The following is an 18,563-nucleotide window of genomic DNA, read 5'->3' on the forward strand; positions in this document are numbered from 1 at the left end:
TCCGGTCCCGCCGCCCGACAAGGGCCTGCTATCGCGGCCTCTGTCGTCATGTGGTCGGGAGCGGAAGTCATCGGGCACACTTCATCGTGGAGAAGCGGCGATGCGCAAACAGTTCATCGGCGCGGTGCTGGCCGGCATGATCGCGGTATTCGTGGCACCCAGCCCCAGCCTGGCGCAGACCCCGGCCGTCACCAGCGTGACCGTCAATCTCTACGCCGGGCCGGCCGGCGACTATCCCGTGATGGCGCAACTGCCGGCCGTCACTCGCCGGCCGTCGATGTCCTCGGCGTGACAGGACCTGTCATCACACGCCCAGGAAAACCCTGCGTTCGCTTTCCGTGACAAACGCCGGGTCGCTCACTATCATTGGATGGACCTTTTGTCCTTTGTGCCAATCGCGCGCCGGACATCGGCTGCCTGTCCCTCCGCGCATCACGCAAGTCCGGTTTCTTTTCTCAGACAATTAGTCATGCCTATCATTCGATCGATGCGCGTCCTCGACGTGCGCTTTCCGACTTCACGCCAGCTCGACGGCTCCGACGCGATGAATCCGGATCCCGATTATTCGGCCGCCTACGTCGTGCTCGAAACCGATCGGGAAGGCCTGGAAGGACACGGGCTGACCTTCACGATCGGCCGCGGCAACGAGATCTGCTGCGCGGCGATCGAGGCGATGCGCCATCTGGTGGTGGGTCTCGACCTGGACTGGATTCGCGAGGACATGGGCCGCTTCTGGCGCCACGTGACCTCCGACAGCCAGTTGCGCTGGATCGGCCCGGACAAGGGGGCGATCCACCTGGCCACCGGCGCGGTGGTCAACGCCGCCTGGGACTTGTGGGCCAAGGCCGAGGGCAAGCCGCTGTGGCGCCTGGTGGCCGACATGACGCCCGAGCAATTCGTGCGCGCCATCGACTTCCGCTACCTGACCGATTGCCTGACGCAGGACGAGGCGCTGGCACTGCTGCGCAAGCAGGCGCCCGGCAAGGCCGAGCGGATCGCCACGCTCGAACGCGAGGGTTACGCCTGCTACACCACTTCGGCCGGCTGGCTCGGCTACAGCGACGACAAGCTGCGCCGGCTCTGCCATGAAGCGATCGACGCCGGCTTCAACCACGTGAAGCTGAAGGTGGGCGCGAACCTGGAGGACGACATCCGCCGCGTGACGATCGCGCGCGAGGTGATCGGCCCCGATCGCAAGCTGATGATCGACGCCAACCAGGTCTGGGAAGTGGACGAGGCGATCGACTGGGTGCGCGAGCTGGCCTTCGCCAAGCCCTGGTTCATCGAGGAGCCCACCAGCCCCGACGACGTGGAGGGGCATCGCAAGATCCGCGAGGCGATCGGCCCGGTGCAGGTGGCCACCGGCGAGATGTGCCAGAACCGCGTGCTGTTCAAGCAGTTCATCGCGCGCGGCGCGATCGACGTGGTGCAGATCGATGCCTGCCGTCTCGGCGGCGTCAACGAGATCCTGGCGGTGATGCTGATGGCCGCGAAATACGGCTTGCCGGTATGCCCGCACGCGGGCGGCGTGGGCCTGTGCGAATACGTGCAGCACCTGGCGATGATCGATTACGTCTGCATTGCCGGCACGCGCGAGGGCCGCGTGATCGAGTATGTCGACCATCTTCACGAGCATTTCGTCGAGCCCTGCGTGGTGCGCGACGCGGCCTACATGCCGCCGAGCGCGCCCGGCTTCTCGATCGAGATGAAACCCGAATCGCTGGAGCAGTACCGGTTCCGAGGCTGAGGATACGGCCCGCCCATCGAGGCCGGCAGAACACGAACGACGGAGACGCGAAGTGGATTTGAATCTGCAGGACAGGGTCGTGATCGTGACCGGCGGCGCGTCGGGCATCGGCGCGGCGATTTCGATGCGGCTGGCCGGTGAAGGCGCGATTCCCGTGGTGTTCGCGCGCCAGGCGCCGGACGACGCGTTCTGGCAGGAACTCGTGGGCAAGCAGCCGCGCGCGGCCTTCTTCGCGGTCGAGCTGCAGGACGACGCGCAATGCCGCGAGGCGGTGGCGCGGGCCGTCGCCCGTTTCGGCCGCCTCGACGGCCTCGTCAACAACGCCGGCATCAACGACAGCATCGGCCTCGACGCGGGGCGCGAGGCCTTCGTCGCCTCGCTCGAACGCAACCTGATCCACTACTACGTGATGGCGCATCACTGCGTGCCGCACCTGAAGGCGGCACGCGGCGCGATCGTCAACGTCTCGTCGAAGACGGCCGTCACCGGGCAGGGCAATACCAGCGGCTACTGCGCCTCGAAGGGCGCGCAGCTCTCGCTGACGCGCGAATGGGCGGTGGCGCTGCGCGAGGACGGCGTGCGCGTGAACGCGGTGATTCCGGCCGAGGTGATGACGCCGCTGTATCGCGACTGGATCGCCGGCTTCGACGATCCGCAAGCCAAGCTCGACGACATCGCCGGCAAGGTGCCGCTCGGCAGGCGCTTCACCACGGCCGGGGAGATCGCCGATACGGCCGTGTTCCTGTTGTCGGAGCGCGCCTCGCATACCACCGGCCAGTGGTTGTTCGTCGATGGCGGTTACACCCACCTCGATCGCGCGATCAGCTGAATGCAGCGGAACCCCGAACCCATGCCAACCGAATCGAACTCCGGCGCCGAACGCGCGCCCCTGATCGCGCTGAGCGGCATCAGCAAGCGCTTCCCCGGCGTGCTGGCGCTCGACGACTGCCGCTTCGACCTGCGCGCCGGCGAGGTGCATGCGCTGATGGGCGAGAACGGCGCGGGCAAGTCGACCCTGATGAAGATCCTGGCCGGCGTCTACCAGAAGGACGAGGGCGAGATCCGCATGGACGGCCGCGCGGTGGAGATCGCCGATCCGCGCACCGCGCAGGCGCTCGGCATCGGCATCATTCATCAGGAGCTGAACCTGATGAACCACCTGAGCGTGGCGCAGAACATCTTCATCGGCCGCGAGCCGCGCGGCCGCCTGGGCGTGTTCGTCGACGAGGAGCGGCTCAATCGCGACGCCGCGGCGATCTTCGCGCGCATGCGCCTCGATCTCGATCCGCGCACGCCGGTCGGCCAGCTGACGGTGGCGAAACAGCAGATGGTGGAGATCGCCAAGGCGCTGTCCTTCGATTCGCGCGTGCTGATCATGGACGAGCCCACCGCCGCGCTCAACAACGCCGAGATCGCCGAGCTGTTCCGCATCATCCGCGACCTGCTCGCCAACGGCGTGGGCATCGTCTACATCTCGCACAAGATGGACGAGCTGCGCCAGATCGCCGATCGCGTGACGGTGATGCGCGACGGCAAGTACGTGGCCACCGTGCCGATGGCCGGCACCTCGATGGACAGCATCATCTCGATGATGGTCGGCCGACAGCTCGAAACGGAATCGCGCACGCCGCCCGATACCTCGGCCAACGAGGTCGCGCTGGAAGTGCGTGGCCTGTCGCGCGGCCGGGCGATCCGCGAGGTCGGCTTCACGCTGCGGCGCGGCGAGATCCTCGGCTTCGCCGGGCTGATGGGCGCGGGCCGCACGGAAGTGGCGCGCGCCGTGTTCGGCGCGGACCCGATCGACGCGGGCGAGATCCGCGTGCATGGCCGCGCGGTGACGATCCGCACGCCGGCCGACGCGGTGAAGTTCGGCATCGGCTACCTGTCCGAGGATCGCAAGCACTTCGGGCTCGCGGTCGGGCTGGACGTGCAGAACAACATCGCGCTGTCGAGCATGCGCCGCTTCCTGCGCCGCGGCCTGTTCCTCGACGCGCGCAAGATGCGCGACACCGCGCAAGGCTACGTGCGCCAACTGGCGATCCGCACGCCCTCGGTCACGCAGCCGGCGCGGCTGCTGTCGGGCGGCAACCAGCAGAAGATCGTGATCGCGAAATGGCTGCTGCGCGATTGCGACATCCTGTTTTTCGACGAGCCGACGCGCGGCATCGACGTCGGCGCCAAGAGCGAGATCTACAAGCTGCTCGATGCGCTGGCCGCCGCCGGCAAGGCGATCGTGATGATCTCCTCCGAACTGCCCGAGGTGCTGCGCATGAGCCACCGCATCCTGGTGATGTGCGAAGGCCGCGTCACGGGCGAGCTGAGCGCGGCCGAGGCCACGCAGGAAAAGATCATGCAGCTCGCCACGCAGCGCGAATCGACCGTCCTGTCCTGACCCAGCCGACCCAGACGCCCAAAGCCATCATGTCCAACGATACGCATCCCGTCCCGCCCCTCGCTTCCGGCGAGACGCCCGCCACCGCCTCCAGCCTGCGGGCCCGCTTCTTCAATCCGGCCGCGCGCCAGAAGCTGCTGGCCTTCGCCAGCCTGCTGCTGCTGATCGTGTTCTTCAGCATCGCCTCCTCGAACTTCCTGGAGGTCGACAACCTGGTGTCGATCCTGCAGGCGACCGCCGTGAACGGCGTGCTCGCGGTGGCCTGCACCTACGTGATCATCACCTCCGGCATCGACCTCTCGGTCGGCACCCTGATGACCTTCTGCGCGGTGATGGCCGGCGTGGTGCTGACCAACTGGGGCATGCCGCTGCCGCTCGGGATCCTGGCCGCGCTGCTGTTCGGGGCCTTGTCCGGTTGCGTGTCGGGCTTCGTGATTGCGAAGATGAAGGTGCCGCCCTTCATCGCCACGCTGGGCATGATGATGCTGCTCAAGGGCCTGTCGCTGGTGATCTCGGGCACGCGCCCGATCTACTTCAACGACACGCCCGGCTTCACCGCGATCGCGCAGGATTCGCTGATCGGCAACCTGATCCCGGCGCTGCCGATCCCCAACGCGGTGCTGATCCTGTTCCTGGTCGCGATCGGCGCCTCGATCGTGCTCAACAAGACCCTGTTCGGCCGCTACACCTTCGCGCTCGGCAGCAACGAGGAGGCGCTGCGGCTGTCGGGCGTGAACGTGGACGCCTGGAAGATCGCCGTCTATACCTTCAGCGGCGCGGTATGCGGGATCGCCGGGCTGCTGATCGCCTCGCGCCTCAATTCCGCCCAGCCGGCGCTCGGCCAGGGCTACGAGCTCGACGCGATCGCCGCCGTGGTGATCGGCGGCACCTCGCTGTCGGGCGGCGCGGGCAGCATCCTCGGCACCATCATCGGCGCGTTCATCATGAGCGTGCTGACCAACGGCCTGCGCATCATGTCGGTGGCGCAGGAGTGGCAGACCGTCGTGACGGGCGTGATCATCATCCTGGCCGTCTACGTCGACATCCTGCGTCGTCGGCGCCGCTGACGCGCGCGGGCATGCGCTTCACTGCCGGTTCCGGCCGGCATCCCACTCGATACGAAAAAAGGAGACGCGAAGTGATCAGGAGCAAGCTGTTGAAGGCGGTGGTCGGGGTGACGTTCGCGGTTGGCCTCGCGGCCGGCGCGCAGGCGCAGGAAACCTATATCCCGCTGATCTCGAAGGGCTTCCAGCATCAGTTCTGGCAGGCCGTGAAGGCCGGCGCGATGCAGGCCGCCGCCGACTACAAGGTGAAGGTGAGCTTCGAGGGGCCCGAGACCGAGGCGATGGTGGACAAGCAGATCGACATGCTGTCGGCCGCGATCGCCAAGAAGCCGGCCGCGATCGGCTTCGCGGCGCTCGACAGCAAGGCCGCGCTGCCGCTGCTGAAGAAGGCGCAGGCGCAGAAGATCCCGGTGATCGCCTTCGACTCGGGCGTCGACAGCGACATCCCCGTCACCACCGCCGCCACCAACAACAAGGCCGCCGCGGCGCTGGCCGCCGACAAGCTCGCCGCGCTGATCGGCGACGAGGGCGAGGTGGCGGTGGTCGCGCACGACCAGACCAGCCGCACCGGCATCGACCGGCGCGACGGCTTCCTGGAGCGCATGAAGGCGGCGCACCCGAAGGTGCGGATCGTCACCGTCCAATACGGCGAGGGCGACCAGCTGAAGTCGACCGAGGTGACCAAGTCGATCCTGCAGGCCTATCCGAAGCTCAAGGGCCTGTTCGGCACCAACGAGGGCTCGGCGATCGGCGTGGTGAACGGCGTGCGCGAGATGAAGCGCAAGGTGGTGATCGTCGGCTACGACTCGGGCAAGCAGCAGAAGGACGCGATCCGCAGCGGGCTGATGGCCGGCGCGATCACGCAGAACCCGGTCGGCATCGGCTACAAGACGGTCGAGGCGGCGGTGAAGGCGATCAAGGGCGAGAAGCTGCCGAAGGTGATCGACACCGGCTTCTACTGGTACGACAAGAGCAATATCGACGATCCGAAGATCGCCGCGGCGCTGTACGACTGAACCCGCGTATCGCGTCGTCGTTGCATCGGGCGACACGCCGATGCGGCGGCACGCGATGTTTCGGAATGAAACCGCCCAGCAAGGCCCAGGCATGTCCATCCAGCCGATCCAGAACCGTCGCCTCTACCAGCAGATCGCCGACAAGCTCGGTGCCCTGATCGAGGCCGGCGATTTCCCGCCGGGCAGCTACCTGCCGCCCGAGCGCGAGCTGGCCGAGCAGTTCGGCGTGTCGCGCACCTCGGTGCGCGAGGCGCTGATCGCGCTTGAGGTGAGCGGGCGTGTCAGCGTTCGTGTGGGCGATGGTGTGAAGGTGCGCCAGCCCGAGGCGGGCGCGACGGCGGCTGCGCTGCCGGTGCGTGCCGCGGCGTCCGGGCTTCCCGATGTGCCGGACAGGAAGCTCGCGCCGCTGGGCATCGTCGAGGTGGACCCCGAGCTCGGCATCGCGCTCGACCTCGATACCGAGATTCCGCCGTTCGCGCTGCTGCAGGCGCGCCGGCTGATCGAGCCGGAAGCCGCGGCGCTCGCCGCGAAGCACGGCTCGCAGACGCAGATCGCGGCGATCCACGCCGCCTTCCTGCGCAACCAGGAAGACAACCGCAGCGGCTCGCTCACCCATCCCGGCGACCGGCTGTTCCATATCCGCATCGCCGAGGCCAGCGACAATCCCGCCTACGCGCTGATCATCAAGCAGTTGCTCGCGCACAAATACGATCCGATGTTCCGGAGGTTGCAGTCGCTGTACATGTCGAACGACATGCCGCATCGCTCGGAGCTGGAGCATCGCGAGATTCTCGACGCGATCCGCGCGCGCGACGCCGGTGCGGCGCGCCGCGCGATGGCCGGGCATCTGGACGAGGTGGTGCGGATCTTTGGGCGGGCGATGGATTGAGCGGTTCGCGGCCCCAAAAATTTTTTGAAAAACCGCTTGACTCTCTATCTTCCAGTAGATAAATTACGACCCATGGAAACGAAAACGCCAGTCCGCGAACAGGTTCTCGAACACGCCATCGAGCTGATCATGCTCCTCGGCTACAACGGGTTCAGCTATCGCGATCTGTCGGAGCGGGTGGGGGTGAAGACCTCGAGCATCCACTACTACTTTCCATCGAAGGACGACCTGGTGCTCGAAGCGGTGCGCGAGTACAGCGAGACGGTGATGAACGGCGTCGCTGCCATTTCCCCCTCGCTGCCGGCCGACGAGAAGCTGAGCCGCTACACGAAGCTGTTCGGCAAGACGCTCGGCGACGGCAACCAGATCTGCCTGTGCGGCATGCTGGCGGCGGATATCGAATCGCTGCCCGAGCCGGTGCGGCAGGCGGTGCAGGCGTTCTTCAACGCGAACGAGCAATGGCTCGCGGCGCTGCTGGAGCAGGGCGCGGCCGACGGCACGCTGGTGTTCAGCGGCAAGCCCGAACATGCGGCGCGCACCTTGTACGCCGCGTTCCAGGGCGCGGTGCTGGCGAGCCGGCTGTTCAAGTCGAAGGCGCGCCTGGACGAAGTCGAGAAGGCGTGGAGAAAAGCGCCCTGACGCGGCGGAGGTAGGTAAAAAGATCGAAAGGCGGTTCACCGCCTTTTTATTGAAGCTGGGTATCTATCTATTGGTAGATAAAATTGCAGGAAACAGCGCAGACGGCAAGGTCTGCATTTTTTGAGTCGTGTTGTCTATCTAGTAGTCGATAGCGGCGCGGCGAGCAGTTCAGCCGGCGATGGCGGAAAGGGTTCCGCCCCGGCCTGGTTCATTCATCCAACAGGAGTCAGTCATGTCGATCGAAAACGTTCTGTACCGCGCCCATGCTCACGCCACCGGTGGCCGCGACGGCCGCGCCGTGGTGCCCGAAGGCAAGCTGGATTTCAAGCTGGTCACGCCGCGTGAGCTGGGCGGCGCAGGCGGCGAAGGCGCGAACCCGGAACAACTGTTCGCGGCCGGCTACAGCGCCTGCTTCCTCGGCGCGATGAAGTTCGTCGCGGCGCGCGACAAGATCAGGATCCCGGCCGACGTCGCGATCGACGGCAGCGTCGGCATCGGCGCGATCCCGAACGGCTTCGGCATCGAGGTGGAACTGAAGATCTCGCTGCCCGGCATGGAGCGCGAAGCGGCCCAGGCGCTGGTTGAGAAGGCGCACATCGTCTGCCCGTATTCGAACGCGACGCGCGGCAACATCGACGTCACGCTCACGCTGGTCTGATCGCCGGCGCTCGCTTCTCCCCGCATCGAAATCCGCCATCCAGTCCAAACCATTCGGGCACATTGCCCAGGAGTCCATCATGAAGATCGTCAAGCCGCTGCTGATTGCCGTCGCGATTGCCGCCGCCACCTCCGCGTTCGCTGCCGGCACGGCCGGCTCGCACACTCCGTCGGCCGCGCCGGTGGACCAACCCGATGCGGTCACGAGCCGCTTCCTCGCCGCCCTCAACAGCCAGAAGGGCCCGGGCCTCGAGACCCTGTCGCCGGAAAAGGCGCGGCAGGTGCTGGTGGGCGCGCAGAACAGCGTGAAGGTCGATCTGTCGGGCATCGAGGTGTCGAACCGCACCATCGAACAGGACGGCCTGAGCGTGCCGGTCACGATCGTGCGTCCGGAAGGCGTGAAGGGCAACCCGCCGGTGTTCATGTTCTTCCACGGCGGCGGCTGGATCCTCGGCGACTTCCCGACCCATGAGCGGCTGGTGCGCGACCTGGTGGTGCAATCCGGCGCGGTGGCGGTGTTCGTGAACTACACGCCTTCGCCGGAAGCGCAGTACCCCGTGGCGATCAACCAGGCCTATGCCGCCACCAAGTGGGTGGCCGCGCACGGCGACGAGATCGGCGTGGACGGCAGCCGTCTGGCGGTGGTGGGCAACAGCGTCGGCGGCAACATGGCGGCGGTGGTGTCCCTGATGGCGAAGGACAAGGGCGGCCCGGCGATCCGATTCCAGGGCCTGCTCTGGCCGGTGACGGACCACAACTTCAACGATGGCTCCTACATTGCGTACCAGAAGGATCACTTCCTGACGCGGCCGATGATGAAGTGGTTCTGGGACGCGTACACGAAGAAGGAAGCGCAACGCAACGAGATCTACGCCTCGCCGCTGCGCGCCTCGCTCGACGAGCTGAAGGGCCTGCCGCCCGCGCTGATCCAGGTCGCGCAGTTCGACGTGCTGCGTGACGAGGGCGAAGCCTATGGCCGCAAGCTCGACGCGGCCGGCGTGGAGGCTGCCACCACGCGCTACGACGGCACCATCCATGACTTCGGACTGCTGAACGCGCTGGCCGAGGATCCGGCCACCAAGGCGGCGATGAAGGCGATGGCCAACGAGCTGAAGACGCGCCTGAACTGAGGCGTCGCGCCTCGATGACACGGCCCGGCCGCGCTGGCACGCGCGGCCGGGCCGTTTTCATGTCCAGCGGTTCCGGCGCACGCGAGCGTCGCCGATAACCCACATTCGAGCCCCTCGGGCGCGCCGCATTGGCGATCGGCCCGCGCGACGCGTTATGCTTGGCGGTTTCGGATCTCACGGACAGGCGGACATGACATCAATGCCCAGGTCGCGCGGCGGCAAGCAGGCGGTAGGCGAGACGCCGGCCGAGCCCGGCGCGGACAGGACCGAATCGGTCGCGGCGGTCGGCAAGGTCTTCACGATCCTGTCGGCGCTCGGCGCGAGCGGCACGGCGGGCGCGGCGGAATTGTCCCAGCAATTGGGCATGTCGCGGCCGGTGGTGCAGCGCCTGCTGCAGACGCTCGAGTCGCTCGGCTACGTGGCGCGCGTGGCCGGCGAGGATGGCGCGGGCGAGCACTACCGGCTCGCGATCCGCCTGTTCGAGCTCGGCGCCAAGGCACTGGAGAGCGTCGACCTGGTGCGCGAGGCCGATCTCGAGATGCGCCATATCGCCTCGATGACGCGCGAGGCGATCCACCTCGGCGCGCTCGACGAGGACGCCATCATCTACATCCACAAGATCGACGCCGATTACGGGCTGCGCATGCAGTCGCGCGTCGGCCGCCGCAATCCGCTCTACAGCACCGCGATCGGCAAGGTGCTGCTGGCCTTCATGCCCGAGGACGAAGTACGCGAGACGCTCGCGCGCGTCGAGTTCAAGCCTTCCACCGCGCGCACGCTCGGCTCGGCCGAGGCGCTGATCGCGATCCTGCCGCAGATACGGCGGCAGGCTTACGGCGAGGACGACGAGGAGCAGGAGGAGGGGCTGCGCTGTCTCGCGGCGCCGATCTTCAATCGCTTCGGCAATGCCGTCGCGGCGCTGTCGATCTCGTTTCCCACCATGCGCTGCGGCGCGAACACCCGTACTCACTACGTCGAATTGCTGCGCGAGGCCGCCCAGGCGATCTCGGCGCGAATCGGCTATCGCGGTCCCTGGCCCGCGTCGCGCTGAGCGGCGGCGCGCGGTGCCACGCAGCCGCGCGACCGGCACGGCCATCGACCCGGCCACGCCATGCGCTTTCATTGCCACGCGAAGCGGTCGTGCCCTTGCGAGCGCATCAGCGCTTCCATGAAGTCGTCGTCGCCATAAGACAGCATGTCGTCGTGGCGCCCTGCCGGCACATGCGCCGCGCCGTGGGCCGCCAGACCATGCGGCGCCGGATCGCCGCTACGGGCGGACCGTCTTGCTTCATTTCTCCTCCAGTGGCCGGGTTGTCATTTTCATTGCAGCCGGCATTGAATCACATCGATCAAATTTCCGGAACATCGTTTCGAGTTCAATCAAAAAGAAATAGCTGTCGAAAAGATGACTGATGGAAATGGCAGTGATTTATCGATACAACCTTGATTTTCAGGGGTAAACGATAGGCGGTTCAGTGCATTTCGATTCGGACCATCGTTCCGGATGCGTGCTAGATTGCCTTCATGCCGGCCCGGGCGGCAAGTCCGGGAATCCTCGCGCAGCGTGCCGTCGTATCGGTTGGGGAAAGCAGTTCGGGCGTTGGCGCGGCAGACGTTTCGGCATCCATATCAAGAACGACAAGGACGAGACAGATGGACGTCAATATCGCCGTGGTGGTCGGCTATTTCCTGCTGATGTTCGCGATCGGCGCCGCGTTCAGGAAGATGGCCAGCCAGTCGGCCAGCGATTATTTTCGCGGTGGCGGCCGCATGCTGTGGTGGATGGTCGGCAGCTCCGCCTTCATGATCCAGTTCTCGGCCTGGACCTTCACCGGCGCCGCCGGCGAGGCCTTCCGCAACGGCTTGCCGGCCTGCTACGTCTATATCGGCAACTGCGTCGGCTACCTGGTCGCCACCTTCTGGTTCGGCAGGCGCTTCTGCCAACTGCGTTGCGACGCGCCCACCCAGGCGATCCGCCAGCGCTTCGGGCGCGGCAACGAACAGTTCTTCACCTGGTCGGTGATTCCGCTGTCGATCCTGCAAGGTGCCGTCTCGCTCAACGCGCTGGCGGTGTTCTTCTCGGCCGTCACGGGCGTCCACCTGAGCACCACGCTCTGGCTCACCGGCTTGTCGGTGCTGGCGCTGTCCTTCCTCGGCGGCGCCTGGGGCGTGGTCGCCTCCGATTTCGTGCAGTCGATCGTGGTGGCGGTGATGTCGGTGGCCTGCGCGATCGTCGCGCTGGTCAAGCTGGGTGGGCCGGGCGAGATCGTCGCGCGCTTTCCGGCCGATTTCTTCACCGGGCCCGACTACAGCCACGGCAGTCTGCTGGTGGGCTCCTTCCTGTTCCTGTGCGTCAAGCAGATGCTTGCCATCAACAACATGAAGGATGCCTATCGATTCCTGAACGCCAAGGATTCGCACAACGCGACCCAGGCGGCGCTGTTCGCGCTGGTGCTAATGACGGCGGGCGCGCTGATCTGGATGGTGCCGCCCTGGGCCGCGGCGATCCTCTATCCCGATGTGGCCGTCGCGCATGCGCACGACCTGGGGTCCAAATCGGGCGACGCGGTGTTCCTGGTGTTCGTCGAGCGCGCGATGCCGCTCGGCACGGTCGGCCTGCTGATGGCGGGCATGTTCTCCGCCACCATGGCCTCGATGGACGCGGCGCTGAACCACAACGCCGGGATCTTCGTGCGCAGCTTCTACCAGCCGGTGATCCGCGGCGGGCGCGCGCTGTCCGAGCGCGAATCGGTGCTCGCCGGCAAGGGGATGAACGTGCTCAACGGGCTGGTGATCATCGTTGTCGCGCTGGGCTTCTCCCACCTGACGGGCCTGAGCCTGTTCACGCTGATGATGCGGGTGAGCACCCTGGCGACCTTGCCGATCGTGGTGCCGCTGTTCCTCGGCCTGCTGATCCGGCGCGTGCCGGATTGGGCCGGCTGGGCCACGGTGGTGGTCGGGCTCGGCGTGTCCTGCCTGTGCAGCGCGGTGATCTCCGGTCACGAGCTGAGCCGCTGGTTCGGCTGGGGCTTGAGCGCGCGCGAGACTTCCGAGTTCGACACCCTGTGGGCCGTGCTCTGCCATTGCGTGCTGACGGGCGGTTTCTTCGTCGCCACGCGGCTGTTCCATCGCCAGCCGGACGCGGCCCGCGCCGGCGTGCTGGCGAAGTTCTGGCGCGATTACGCGACGCCCGTCCACAGCGACGGCCTGCAGGGCGAGTTCGATCGCCTGCAGCGACTCAAGCTCGGCCGCATCACGCAGGGGATGACGGCGGGCCTGCTGGCGATGGTGGCGATTCCGAATCCCGCCTGGGGGCGGCTGGTGTTTCTCGGTTGCGCGCTGGCGGTCGGCATCATCGGCACGCTGCTGGTGCGCAGCGCGCGGGCGACACCGCCGCGGCAGGACGCGGCCATGCCGATGCTCGGCGACATGCGCGACGACGGCAGCCTGCGCGCGACGCGCTCCGGCGCCTGAACCAATCATCCGAATCGAGCGTCGCGGCGCCTGCCCGATGTGGGCGCCGCGATGCGGGAAACGCGCGGCGAGGGCCGTTGCGCGAGCGGGTCGTGCCCACCCGCCGATGCAAGGGGCAAGCTCGAAAGGCAAATTCGATCGTCACGGCAGTCGCAAGCCGGTCGATCGGCAATCCATATCGATAGCAACCCAGGAGATGACATGAAGCGAAGATTCCAGGTTTCGATGATGGCAGGCGGCGCGCTGGCGATGCTGGCGCTCGGCGCGGCCGGCGGCAACGCGCAGGCCGCGGGTTTCAAGCACCCCGGCATCCTCGTCACGCAGGCGCGTCTCGACTACGTGAAAGGGCGGATCGCCGCGAACGACAAGCTGTTCGTCAACGCCTTCAACCAGATGAAGGGCAGCAGCTGGGCCTCGAAGACCTACAAGATTGCCGGCAACCTCGGCGGCGGCTATATCTCTTGCGATGCGACGTCCTCGAACGATCACGGCTGCAAGGCCGAGCAGAGCGACATGACGGCGGCCTACACGCAGGCGCTGATGTGGTACCTGACGGGCGACAGCACCTACGCGAAGAACGCCGTGTCGATCATGAACTTCTACGCGCGCAACCTGAAGGGCGGCCATCGCGGCGCCAACGCGCCGCTGCAATCGGCCTGGGCCGCCGAGGTCTGGCCGGCCGCCGCCGAGATCATCCGCTACACCTACAGCGGCTGGTCGGCCAGCGACGCCAAGGCCTTCGGCACCATGCTGAACACCCAGCACCTGCCCTACATCACCGGCAGCAACGGCAATGGCGGCAACGGCAACTGGAAGCTCAGCATGATCGACGGCATGATCGGCATCGCCGTCTACAACGACGATCAATCGCTGTTCAACACCGCCACCGGCACCTTCCGCCAGTGGATGTCGGCCTATTACTACAACGCCGCGAAGGACGGCGGCGCGCCGGTCAAGTTCTCCGGCAGCCCGGGCGGCTGGAACGGCCAGACCGTGTTCAACGCGCAGGTCAGCGGCGTCACGCAGGAAACCTGTCGCGATACGCAGCACGTCGGGCTCGGCATGGCCGCCACCTTCAACGCGGCCGAGACGGCCTATATCCAGGGCACCGACCTCTATGCCGTGTTCGCGGAGCGCCTCACCACCTCGCTCGAATTCCTCTCGAAGCTGCTGCACGGCACCCGCAACACCTCGCAGACGGCCTACCAGCCGGTGCCGAATGCCTACCTCGGCGCGCTCTGCACCGACGTCTCGGGGCATGCGAACCAGTTCGTGCCGGTGTTGAAGGGCACCATGGTGCGGGCCTACAACGCCTATGCGATCCGCAAGGGCATGTCCCTGCCGGCCACCAAGGCGCACCTGCTCGACGACATCATTCCGGCCGCCGAGGCGAACGACGGCCACAACGTGCAGTGGGAGGTGCTGACGCACGGCGACAGCCCGTCGACACCGGTGGAGTGAACGCCGGGCGGAAGTGCATCGGCGTCGACGGCACGCGGCGCTGCGCGAGGTCCCGGCGGTTCAGGCCTTGCGCAGCGCCGCGCGCACGAAGGACACGAAGCGCTCCATCACCGGGTCCTGGCGCGTGTCGGGCCAGGCCAGGCCGACGCGCCAGCGCGCATCGCGATCGCGCAGCTCGAGCACGGCCGCGTCGCGCAGCAGGTGCCGCGCGCGCGAGGGAATGAAGGCGACGCCGGCGCCGGCCGCCACCGAGGCCAGCACCGACTGCACGTCCTCGGCCTGCTGGCTGACGTTCGGCACGAACTCGCGCGCGCGGCACCAGCGCTCGACCTGCGCGGCCAGGCCGGCGCCGCGCGAGAGCTGCAGCGCGATGAAGCCGATCTCGTTGAGCGTGGCCAGCCTGGCCGGCAACTGGGCGGGGGTGATCGGCGGCAGTTGCGGCGGCAGTGCCAGCGCGAGGTTTTCCTCCATCACCTTGAACGAGGACAGGCCTTCCACGGCCTGCGCCGGCATGCGCATGAAGCCGGCTTCGAGCTTGCCGGCCAGCAGGCGCCGCGTCTGTTCGCCCGAGGAGAGATCGCTCAGCGTGACCGAGACGGAAGGGTGCTGGCGCCGGAACTCGGCGATCAGCGGCGGCACCAGGGTCAGCACCGACAGGCAGATGCCGATCCGCAGATGGCCGCGCCGACCGCTGCTCGATTCGCGCGCGCGGGCCAGGATCTCGTCGGCATCGCGCACCAACGCCTGCGCATCGAGCAGGAAGGCGTCGCCGAACGGCGTCAGCTCGGCGCCGTGCCGGCCGCGCTCGAACAGTCGGCCGCCCAGGCTCGCCTCCAGCGCGCCGATCTGCTTGCTCAGCGCGGGCTGGCTCATGTGCAGCGCATCGGCCGCGCGGCCGAAATGGCGCAGTTCGGTGACAGTCAGGAAGGCGCGCAGCAGTTTCAGTTCCATTCCGCGTAGTTATCGAATCGCTCAAAACATTCATTTTACGGATCGATCGCCGCCGCGTTCAATACGGACTCCTGCCGCCTTGAAGGATTTGCCATGTGCGCCCGACATTTCGACTCATGCCCGACCGGAACCCATGCGGGGGCCGCGGCGGAGCCTGGCCGCGACGGGGCCACCGGGGTGGAGCTGGGGAATCAGTGCATGCCGACCGAATCGACGGTCGGCAAGCGCGCGCGGGCGAGATTCGTCGAACCGCTCGGCGAAGCGGCCCCGCGGGCGGCGACGGGCTCGATCGCGGTCAGCCTGGCGATCGTTTCGTTCCGCAACTGGCCGCGGCGTGGATTGTGAAGGCGTGAAATCGCCCGGGCTCAACTCGCCGTGTCGGCGTGCTCGGGCGGCAAGGGAGAGGGGGCGGGCGATGATGCCGACGGCGGCGCGGCGACCAGTTCGTCGAGCATGCGTTTGGCATTGTCGCGGCAGGCCATCTCGTCGGGCTTGCCCTCGACCTGCCGGATCACCTCGAGCAGCCGCGCCTTGCTGGCGGCGAGCCGCTGCTCCATGGCCTCGATATCGGCCACCTTGGCGCGCAGCTTGGGCACCAGGTCGGCATGCCGCCAGTCGGCCAGGTCGTCGGGCAGCATGCTGCGGATCTCGTCGAGCGAGAAGCCGGCTTCCTGCGCGCGCACGATGAGGGCCAGCACCAGCTGCGCCTCGGGCGCGTACTCGCGATAGCCGTTGGCCTGGCGCTGCGCCGCGCGCAGCAGGCCGCTGGCCTCGTAGAAACGGATCCGCGACGGCGCGAGGCCGCTGCGTTTCGCCAGTTCGCCGATCTTCATCGCTGCCTCCCGGGGCTTGACATTCAAGCGAACTTTAAACTTATCGTGGGCGGCATTCAATGCGGGGAGCCGCTCATGACACTTTTCAATTCGCTGACACTGCCGAACGGCGCGACCGTGCCGAACCGCCTCGCGAAGGCGGCGATGGAGGAAAACCTGGCCGATGCCGATCATGCCCCTTCGGAGGCGCTGCTGCGCCTGTATCGCGCCTGGGCCGAGGGCGGCGCCGGGCTGATCCTGACCGGCAACGTGATGATCGACCGCCGCGCGATGACGGGGCCGGGCGGCGTGGTGCTCGAGGACGATGCGCACCTCGAGCGCTTCCGGCGCTGGGCCGAGGCAGCGCGCGCGGGCGGCGCCCAGGTGTGGATGCAGATCAATCACCCGGGGCGCCAGATGCCGGCCGAGCTCGGCCAGCCGACCATCGCGCCCTCGGCCGTGCCGCTCGACATGGGCGCCTTCTCGAACCGTTTTCCGGTGCCCGAGGCGATGGACGAGGCGCGCATCGACGAGGTCACGCGGCGCTTCGCGCGCACCGCGCAACTGGCCGAGGCGGCCGGCTTCACGGGCGTGCAGATCCACGCCGCGCATGGTTACCTGCTGAGCCAGTTTCTCTCGCCGCTGTCGAACCGGCGCGGCGATCGCTGGGGCGGCTCGATCGAGAACCGCGCGCGGCTGCTGCTGGACGTGGTGCGCGCCGTGCGCGCGGTGGTGAGCCCCGGTTTCGCCGTGTCGGTGAAGCTGAATTCGGCGGATTTCCAGCGCGGCGGCTTCGACCCCGAGGACGCGAAACAGGTGGTGGCGATGCTCAACGAACTCGCTGTCGACCTCATCGAGCTGTCGGGCGGCAGCTACGAGGCGCCGGCCATGCAGGGCCAGGCGCGCGACGGTCGCACGCTGGCGCGCGAGGCCTATTTCCTGGAGTTCGCCGAGGACATCGCCGCCGTCTCGCGCGTGCCGCTGATGGTGACGGGCGGGATCCGGCGCCGCGCGGTGGTCGAGCAGGTGCTGGCCAGCGGCGTGGCGATGGCCGGCATCGCCACCGCCATGTCGATCGATCCGGCGCTGCCGCGGCGCTGGCGCGCCGGCGAGGAGATCGTGCCGATGCTGCGGCCGGTCACGCTGAAGAACAAGATGCTCGGCGCGATGGCCAACATGGCGATGGTCAAGTACCAGCTGGTGAGGCTGAGCCGCGGCCGCCACACCCGGCCGGACGTCTGGCCGGTCGGCGCGCTGGTCCGGCAACGCCTGGCCAATGCCTGCCAGACGCGGCAGTATCGACGCTGGACCGGCGCGGCGCGCTGAATATCCTGTAGAAAAACTGGTGATGGAAGGGCACCCGATGCGATCGCGACATACCGCATCGGGCTTTAATTCCTGATGGAAAGGCCGACCCTCGCGGGATTAGCAAAGACAGTAGAAATTCTCCTGACTCCAAGCAGAATTGATGATTCGACACCGGCGTTTGCGCGTCCTACAGTGCGGCATGCACGGGACGGCCGGAGCCTGGGCCGCCCATTCTCAACCCAGGAGAAAACATGTCTGCAGAAAAAGTTGCACTCGTCACCGCCGCCGGCAAGGGCATGGGCGCCGCGATCGCGCGTGAGCTGGCCGCCGGCGGTTATCGTGTCGCGCTGATGTCGCCTTCGGGCAGCGCCGTCGAGCTGGCCGCCGAACTGGGCGGCTTCGGCATCGCCGGTTCGGTCACCGAGGATGCCGATATCGGGCGCTTCGTCGACGAGACGCTCGCCAGGTACGGCCGCATCGACGCGGTCGTCAACAACACCGGCCATCCGCCCAAGGGCGATCTGCTCGCGATCGGCGACGAGCAATGGCATCTCGGCCTCGACCTGGTCGTGCTGAACGTGGCGCGCGTGCTGCGTCGCGTGACGCCGGTGTTCGAGAAGCAGGGCGGCGGCGCGGTGGTCAACATCTCGAGCTTCGCGGCCGACGCGCCCGAGCAGGCCATGCCGGTGTCCTCGGCGCTGCGCGCCGCGCTCAGCGCCTTCACCAAGCTCTATGCCGATCGTTACGCGAGCGCGGGGATCCGCATCAACTCGGTGCTGCCGGGCTTCATCGACAGTTGGCCGGAAACGCCCGAGATCGTCGCGCGGATCCCGGCGGGGCGCTTCGGCAAGACCGAGGAGATCGCGAAGACGGTGGCCTTCCTGCTGTCGAACGGCGCCGGCTACATCACGGGCCAGAACCTGCGGGTGGACGGCGGGATCGTCCGCGCGCTGTGAATCGGCTCGAGCCGGGCGCGATCGCCCGATGAAGATATCGCCGGCCTTGCGTATCGCGCAGGCCGGC

Annotated in this window: 17 protein-coding genes; 15 read left to right on the forward strand and 2 right to left on the reverse strand. The window is 67.3% G+C overall.

Features of this window, described 5'->3' with window-relative positions; all coding sequences use genetic code 11:
- Positions 1 to 100 precede the first annotated feature (100 nt).
- The 13 genes from FB600_RS06575 (at position 101) to FB600_RS06635 (ending at position 14,469) form a co-directional block, all read left to right on the forward strand.
- Positions 101 to 292: a hypothetical protein gene (locus FB600_RS06575; RefSeq protein WP_145756401.1), complete on the forward strand. Its 192-nt coding sequence runs from the start codon at positions 101 to 103 to the stop codon at positions 290 to 292.
- A 177-nt stretch (positions 293 to 469) separates the two neighbouring features.
- Positions 470 to 1,747 (forward strand): L-fuconate dehydratase, encoded by a 1,278-nt coding sequence (locus tag FB600_RS06580; protein WP_145756402.1) that lies wholly within the window; start codon positions 470 to 472, stop codon positions 1,745 to 1,747.
- A gap of 52 nt (positions 1,748 to 1,799) precedes the next feature.
- A complete protein-coding gene (locus tag FB600_RS06585) occupies positions 1,800 to 2,576 on the forward strand; it encodes an SDR family oxidoreductase (protein ID WP_036055030.1) in 777 nt (258 codons plus the stop codon).
- Between the two features lie 21 nt (positions 2,577 to 2,597).
- Entirely contained in the window at positions 2,598 to 4,139 is a 1,542-nt protein-coding gene (locus FB600_RS06590) for a sugar ABC transporter ATP-binding protein (protein WP_036057031.1), read from the forward strand.
- A 29-nt stretch (positions 4,140 to 4,168) separates the two neighbouring features.
- Positions 4,169 to 5,206 (forward strand): ABC transporter permease, encoded by a 1,038-nt coding sequence (locus FB600_RS06595; protein ID WP_025102230.1) that lies wholly within the window; start codon positions 4,169 to 4,171, stop codon positions 5,204 to 5,206.
- Between the two features lie 71 nt (positions 5,207 to 5,277).
- Positions 5,278 to 6,219 (forward strand): ABC transporter substrate-binding protein, encoded by a 942-nt coding sequence (locus FB600_RS06600; protein WP_123037402.1) that lies wholly within the window; start codon positions 5,278 to 5,280, stop codon positions 6,217 to 6,219.
- A gap of 91 nt (positions 6,220 to 6,310) precedes the next feature.
- Positions 6,311 to 7,108: a FadR/GntR family transcriptional regulator gene (locus FB600_RS06605; protein WP_036028255.1), complete on the forward strand. Its 798-nt coding sequence runs from the start codon at positions 6,311 to 6,313 to the stop codon at positions 7,106 to 7,108.
- Between the two features lie 72 nt (positions 7,109 to 7,180).
- Positions 7,181 to 7,747: a TetR/AcrR family transcriptional regulator gene (locus FB600_RS06610; RefSeq protein ID WP_013688917.1), complete on the forward strand. Its 567-nt coding sequence runs from the start codon at positions 7,181 to 7,183 to the stop codon at positions 7,745 to 7,747.
- A gap of 232 nt (positions 7,748 to 7,979) precedes the next feature.
- Positions 7,980 to 8,405 (forward strand): organic hydroperoxide resistance protein, encoded by a 426-nt coding sequence (locus tag FB600_RS06615; RefSeq protein WP_096752238.1) that lies wholly within the window; start codon positions 7,980 to 7,982, stop codon positions 8,403 to 8,405.
- Positions 8,406 to 8,484: 79 nt separating this feature from the next.
- Positions 8,485 to 9,534 carry an alpha/beta hydrolase gene (locus FB600_RS06620; protein ID WP_098151494.1) on the forward strand — a complete coding sequence of 350 codons (1,050 nt, stop codon included), beginning with the start codon at positions 8,485 to 8,487 and terminating at the stop codon, positions 9,532 to 9,534.
- 190 nt (positions 9,535 to 9,724) lie between these two features.
- Positions 9,725 to 10,585: a DNA-binding transcriptional regulator KdgR gene (kdgR, locus tag FB600_RS06625; RefSeq protein ID WP_105819534.1), complete on the forward strand. Its 861-nt coding sequence runs from the start codon at positions 9,725 to 9,727 to the stop codon at positions 10,583 to 10,585.
- Positions 10,586 to 11,187: 602 nt separating this feature from the next.
- On the forward strand, positions 11,188 to 13,008 hold the full coding sequence (locus FB600_RS06630; RefSeq protein WP_145756403.1) for a sodium:solute symporter family transporter: 1,821 nt from the start codon (positions 11,188 to 11,190) through the stop codon (positions 13,006 to 13,008).
- A 201-nt stretch (positions 13,009 to 13,209) separates the two neighbouring features.
- Positions 13,210 to 14,469 (forward strand): alginate lyase family protein, encoded by a 1,260-nt coding sequence (locus FB600_RS06635; RefSeq protein ID WP_164467692.1) that lies wholly within the window; start codon positions 13,210 to 13,212, stop codon positions 14,467 to 14,469.
- A gap of 60 nt (positions 14,470 to 14,529) precedes the next feature.
- Here the strand turns inward: FB600_RS06635 and FB600_RS06640 are convergent, their stop codons facing one another.
- Complete coding sequence (locus tag FB600_RS06640) at positions 14,530 to 15,420, reverse strand: LysR family transcriptional regulator (protein WP_145756404.1); 891 nt, start codon at positions 15,418 to 15,420, stop codon at positions 14,530 to 14,532.
- Positions 15,421 to 15,785: 365 nt separating this feature from the next.
- On the reverse strand, positions 15,786 to 16,253 hold the full coding sequence (locus tag FB600_RS06645; protein ID WP_096752243.1) for a MerR family transcriptional regulator: 468 nt from the start codon (positions 16,251 to 16,253) through the stop codon (positions 15,786 to 15,788).
- Positions 16,254 to 16,328: 75 nt separating this feature from the next.
- Between FB600_RS06645 and FB600_RS06650 the strand changes: the two genes are divergently transcribed.
- Together FB600_RS06650 and FB600_RS06655 are read left to right on the forward strand one after the other, a co-directional pair.
- Positions 16,329 to 17,558: an NADH:flavin oxidoreductase/NADH oxidase family protein gene (locus FB600_RS06650; protein WP_098151496.1), complete on the forward strand. Its 1,230-nt coding sequence runs from the start codon at positions 16,329 to 16,331 to the stop codon at positions 17,556 to 17,558.
- 233 nt (positions 17,559 to 17,791) lie between these two features.
- Positions 17,792 to 18,496 (forward strand): SDR family oxidoreductase, encoded by a 705-nt coding sequence (locus tag FB600_RS06655; protein ID WP_098151497.1) that lies wholly within the window; start codon positions 17,792 to 17,794, stop codon positions 18,494 to 18,496.
- Positions 18,497 to 18,563: the final 67 nt, after the last annotated feature.

Origin of the sequence: Burkholderia sp. SJZ089, from assembly GCF_007828315.1 — a bacterium.
GTDB lineage: Bacteria > Pseudomonadota > Gammaproteobacteria > Burkholderiales > Burkholderiaceae > Burkholderia > Burkholderia gladioli.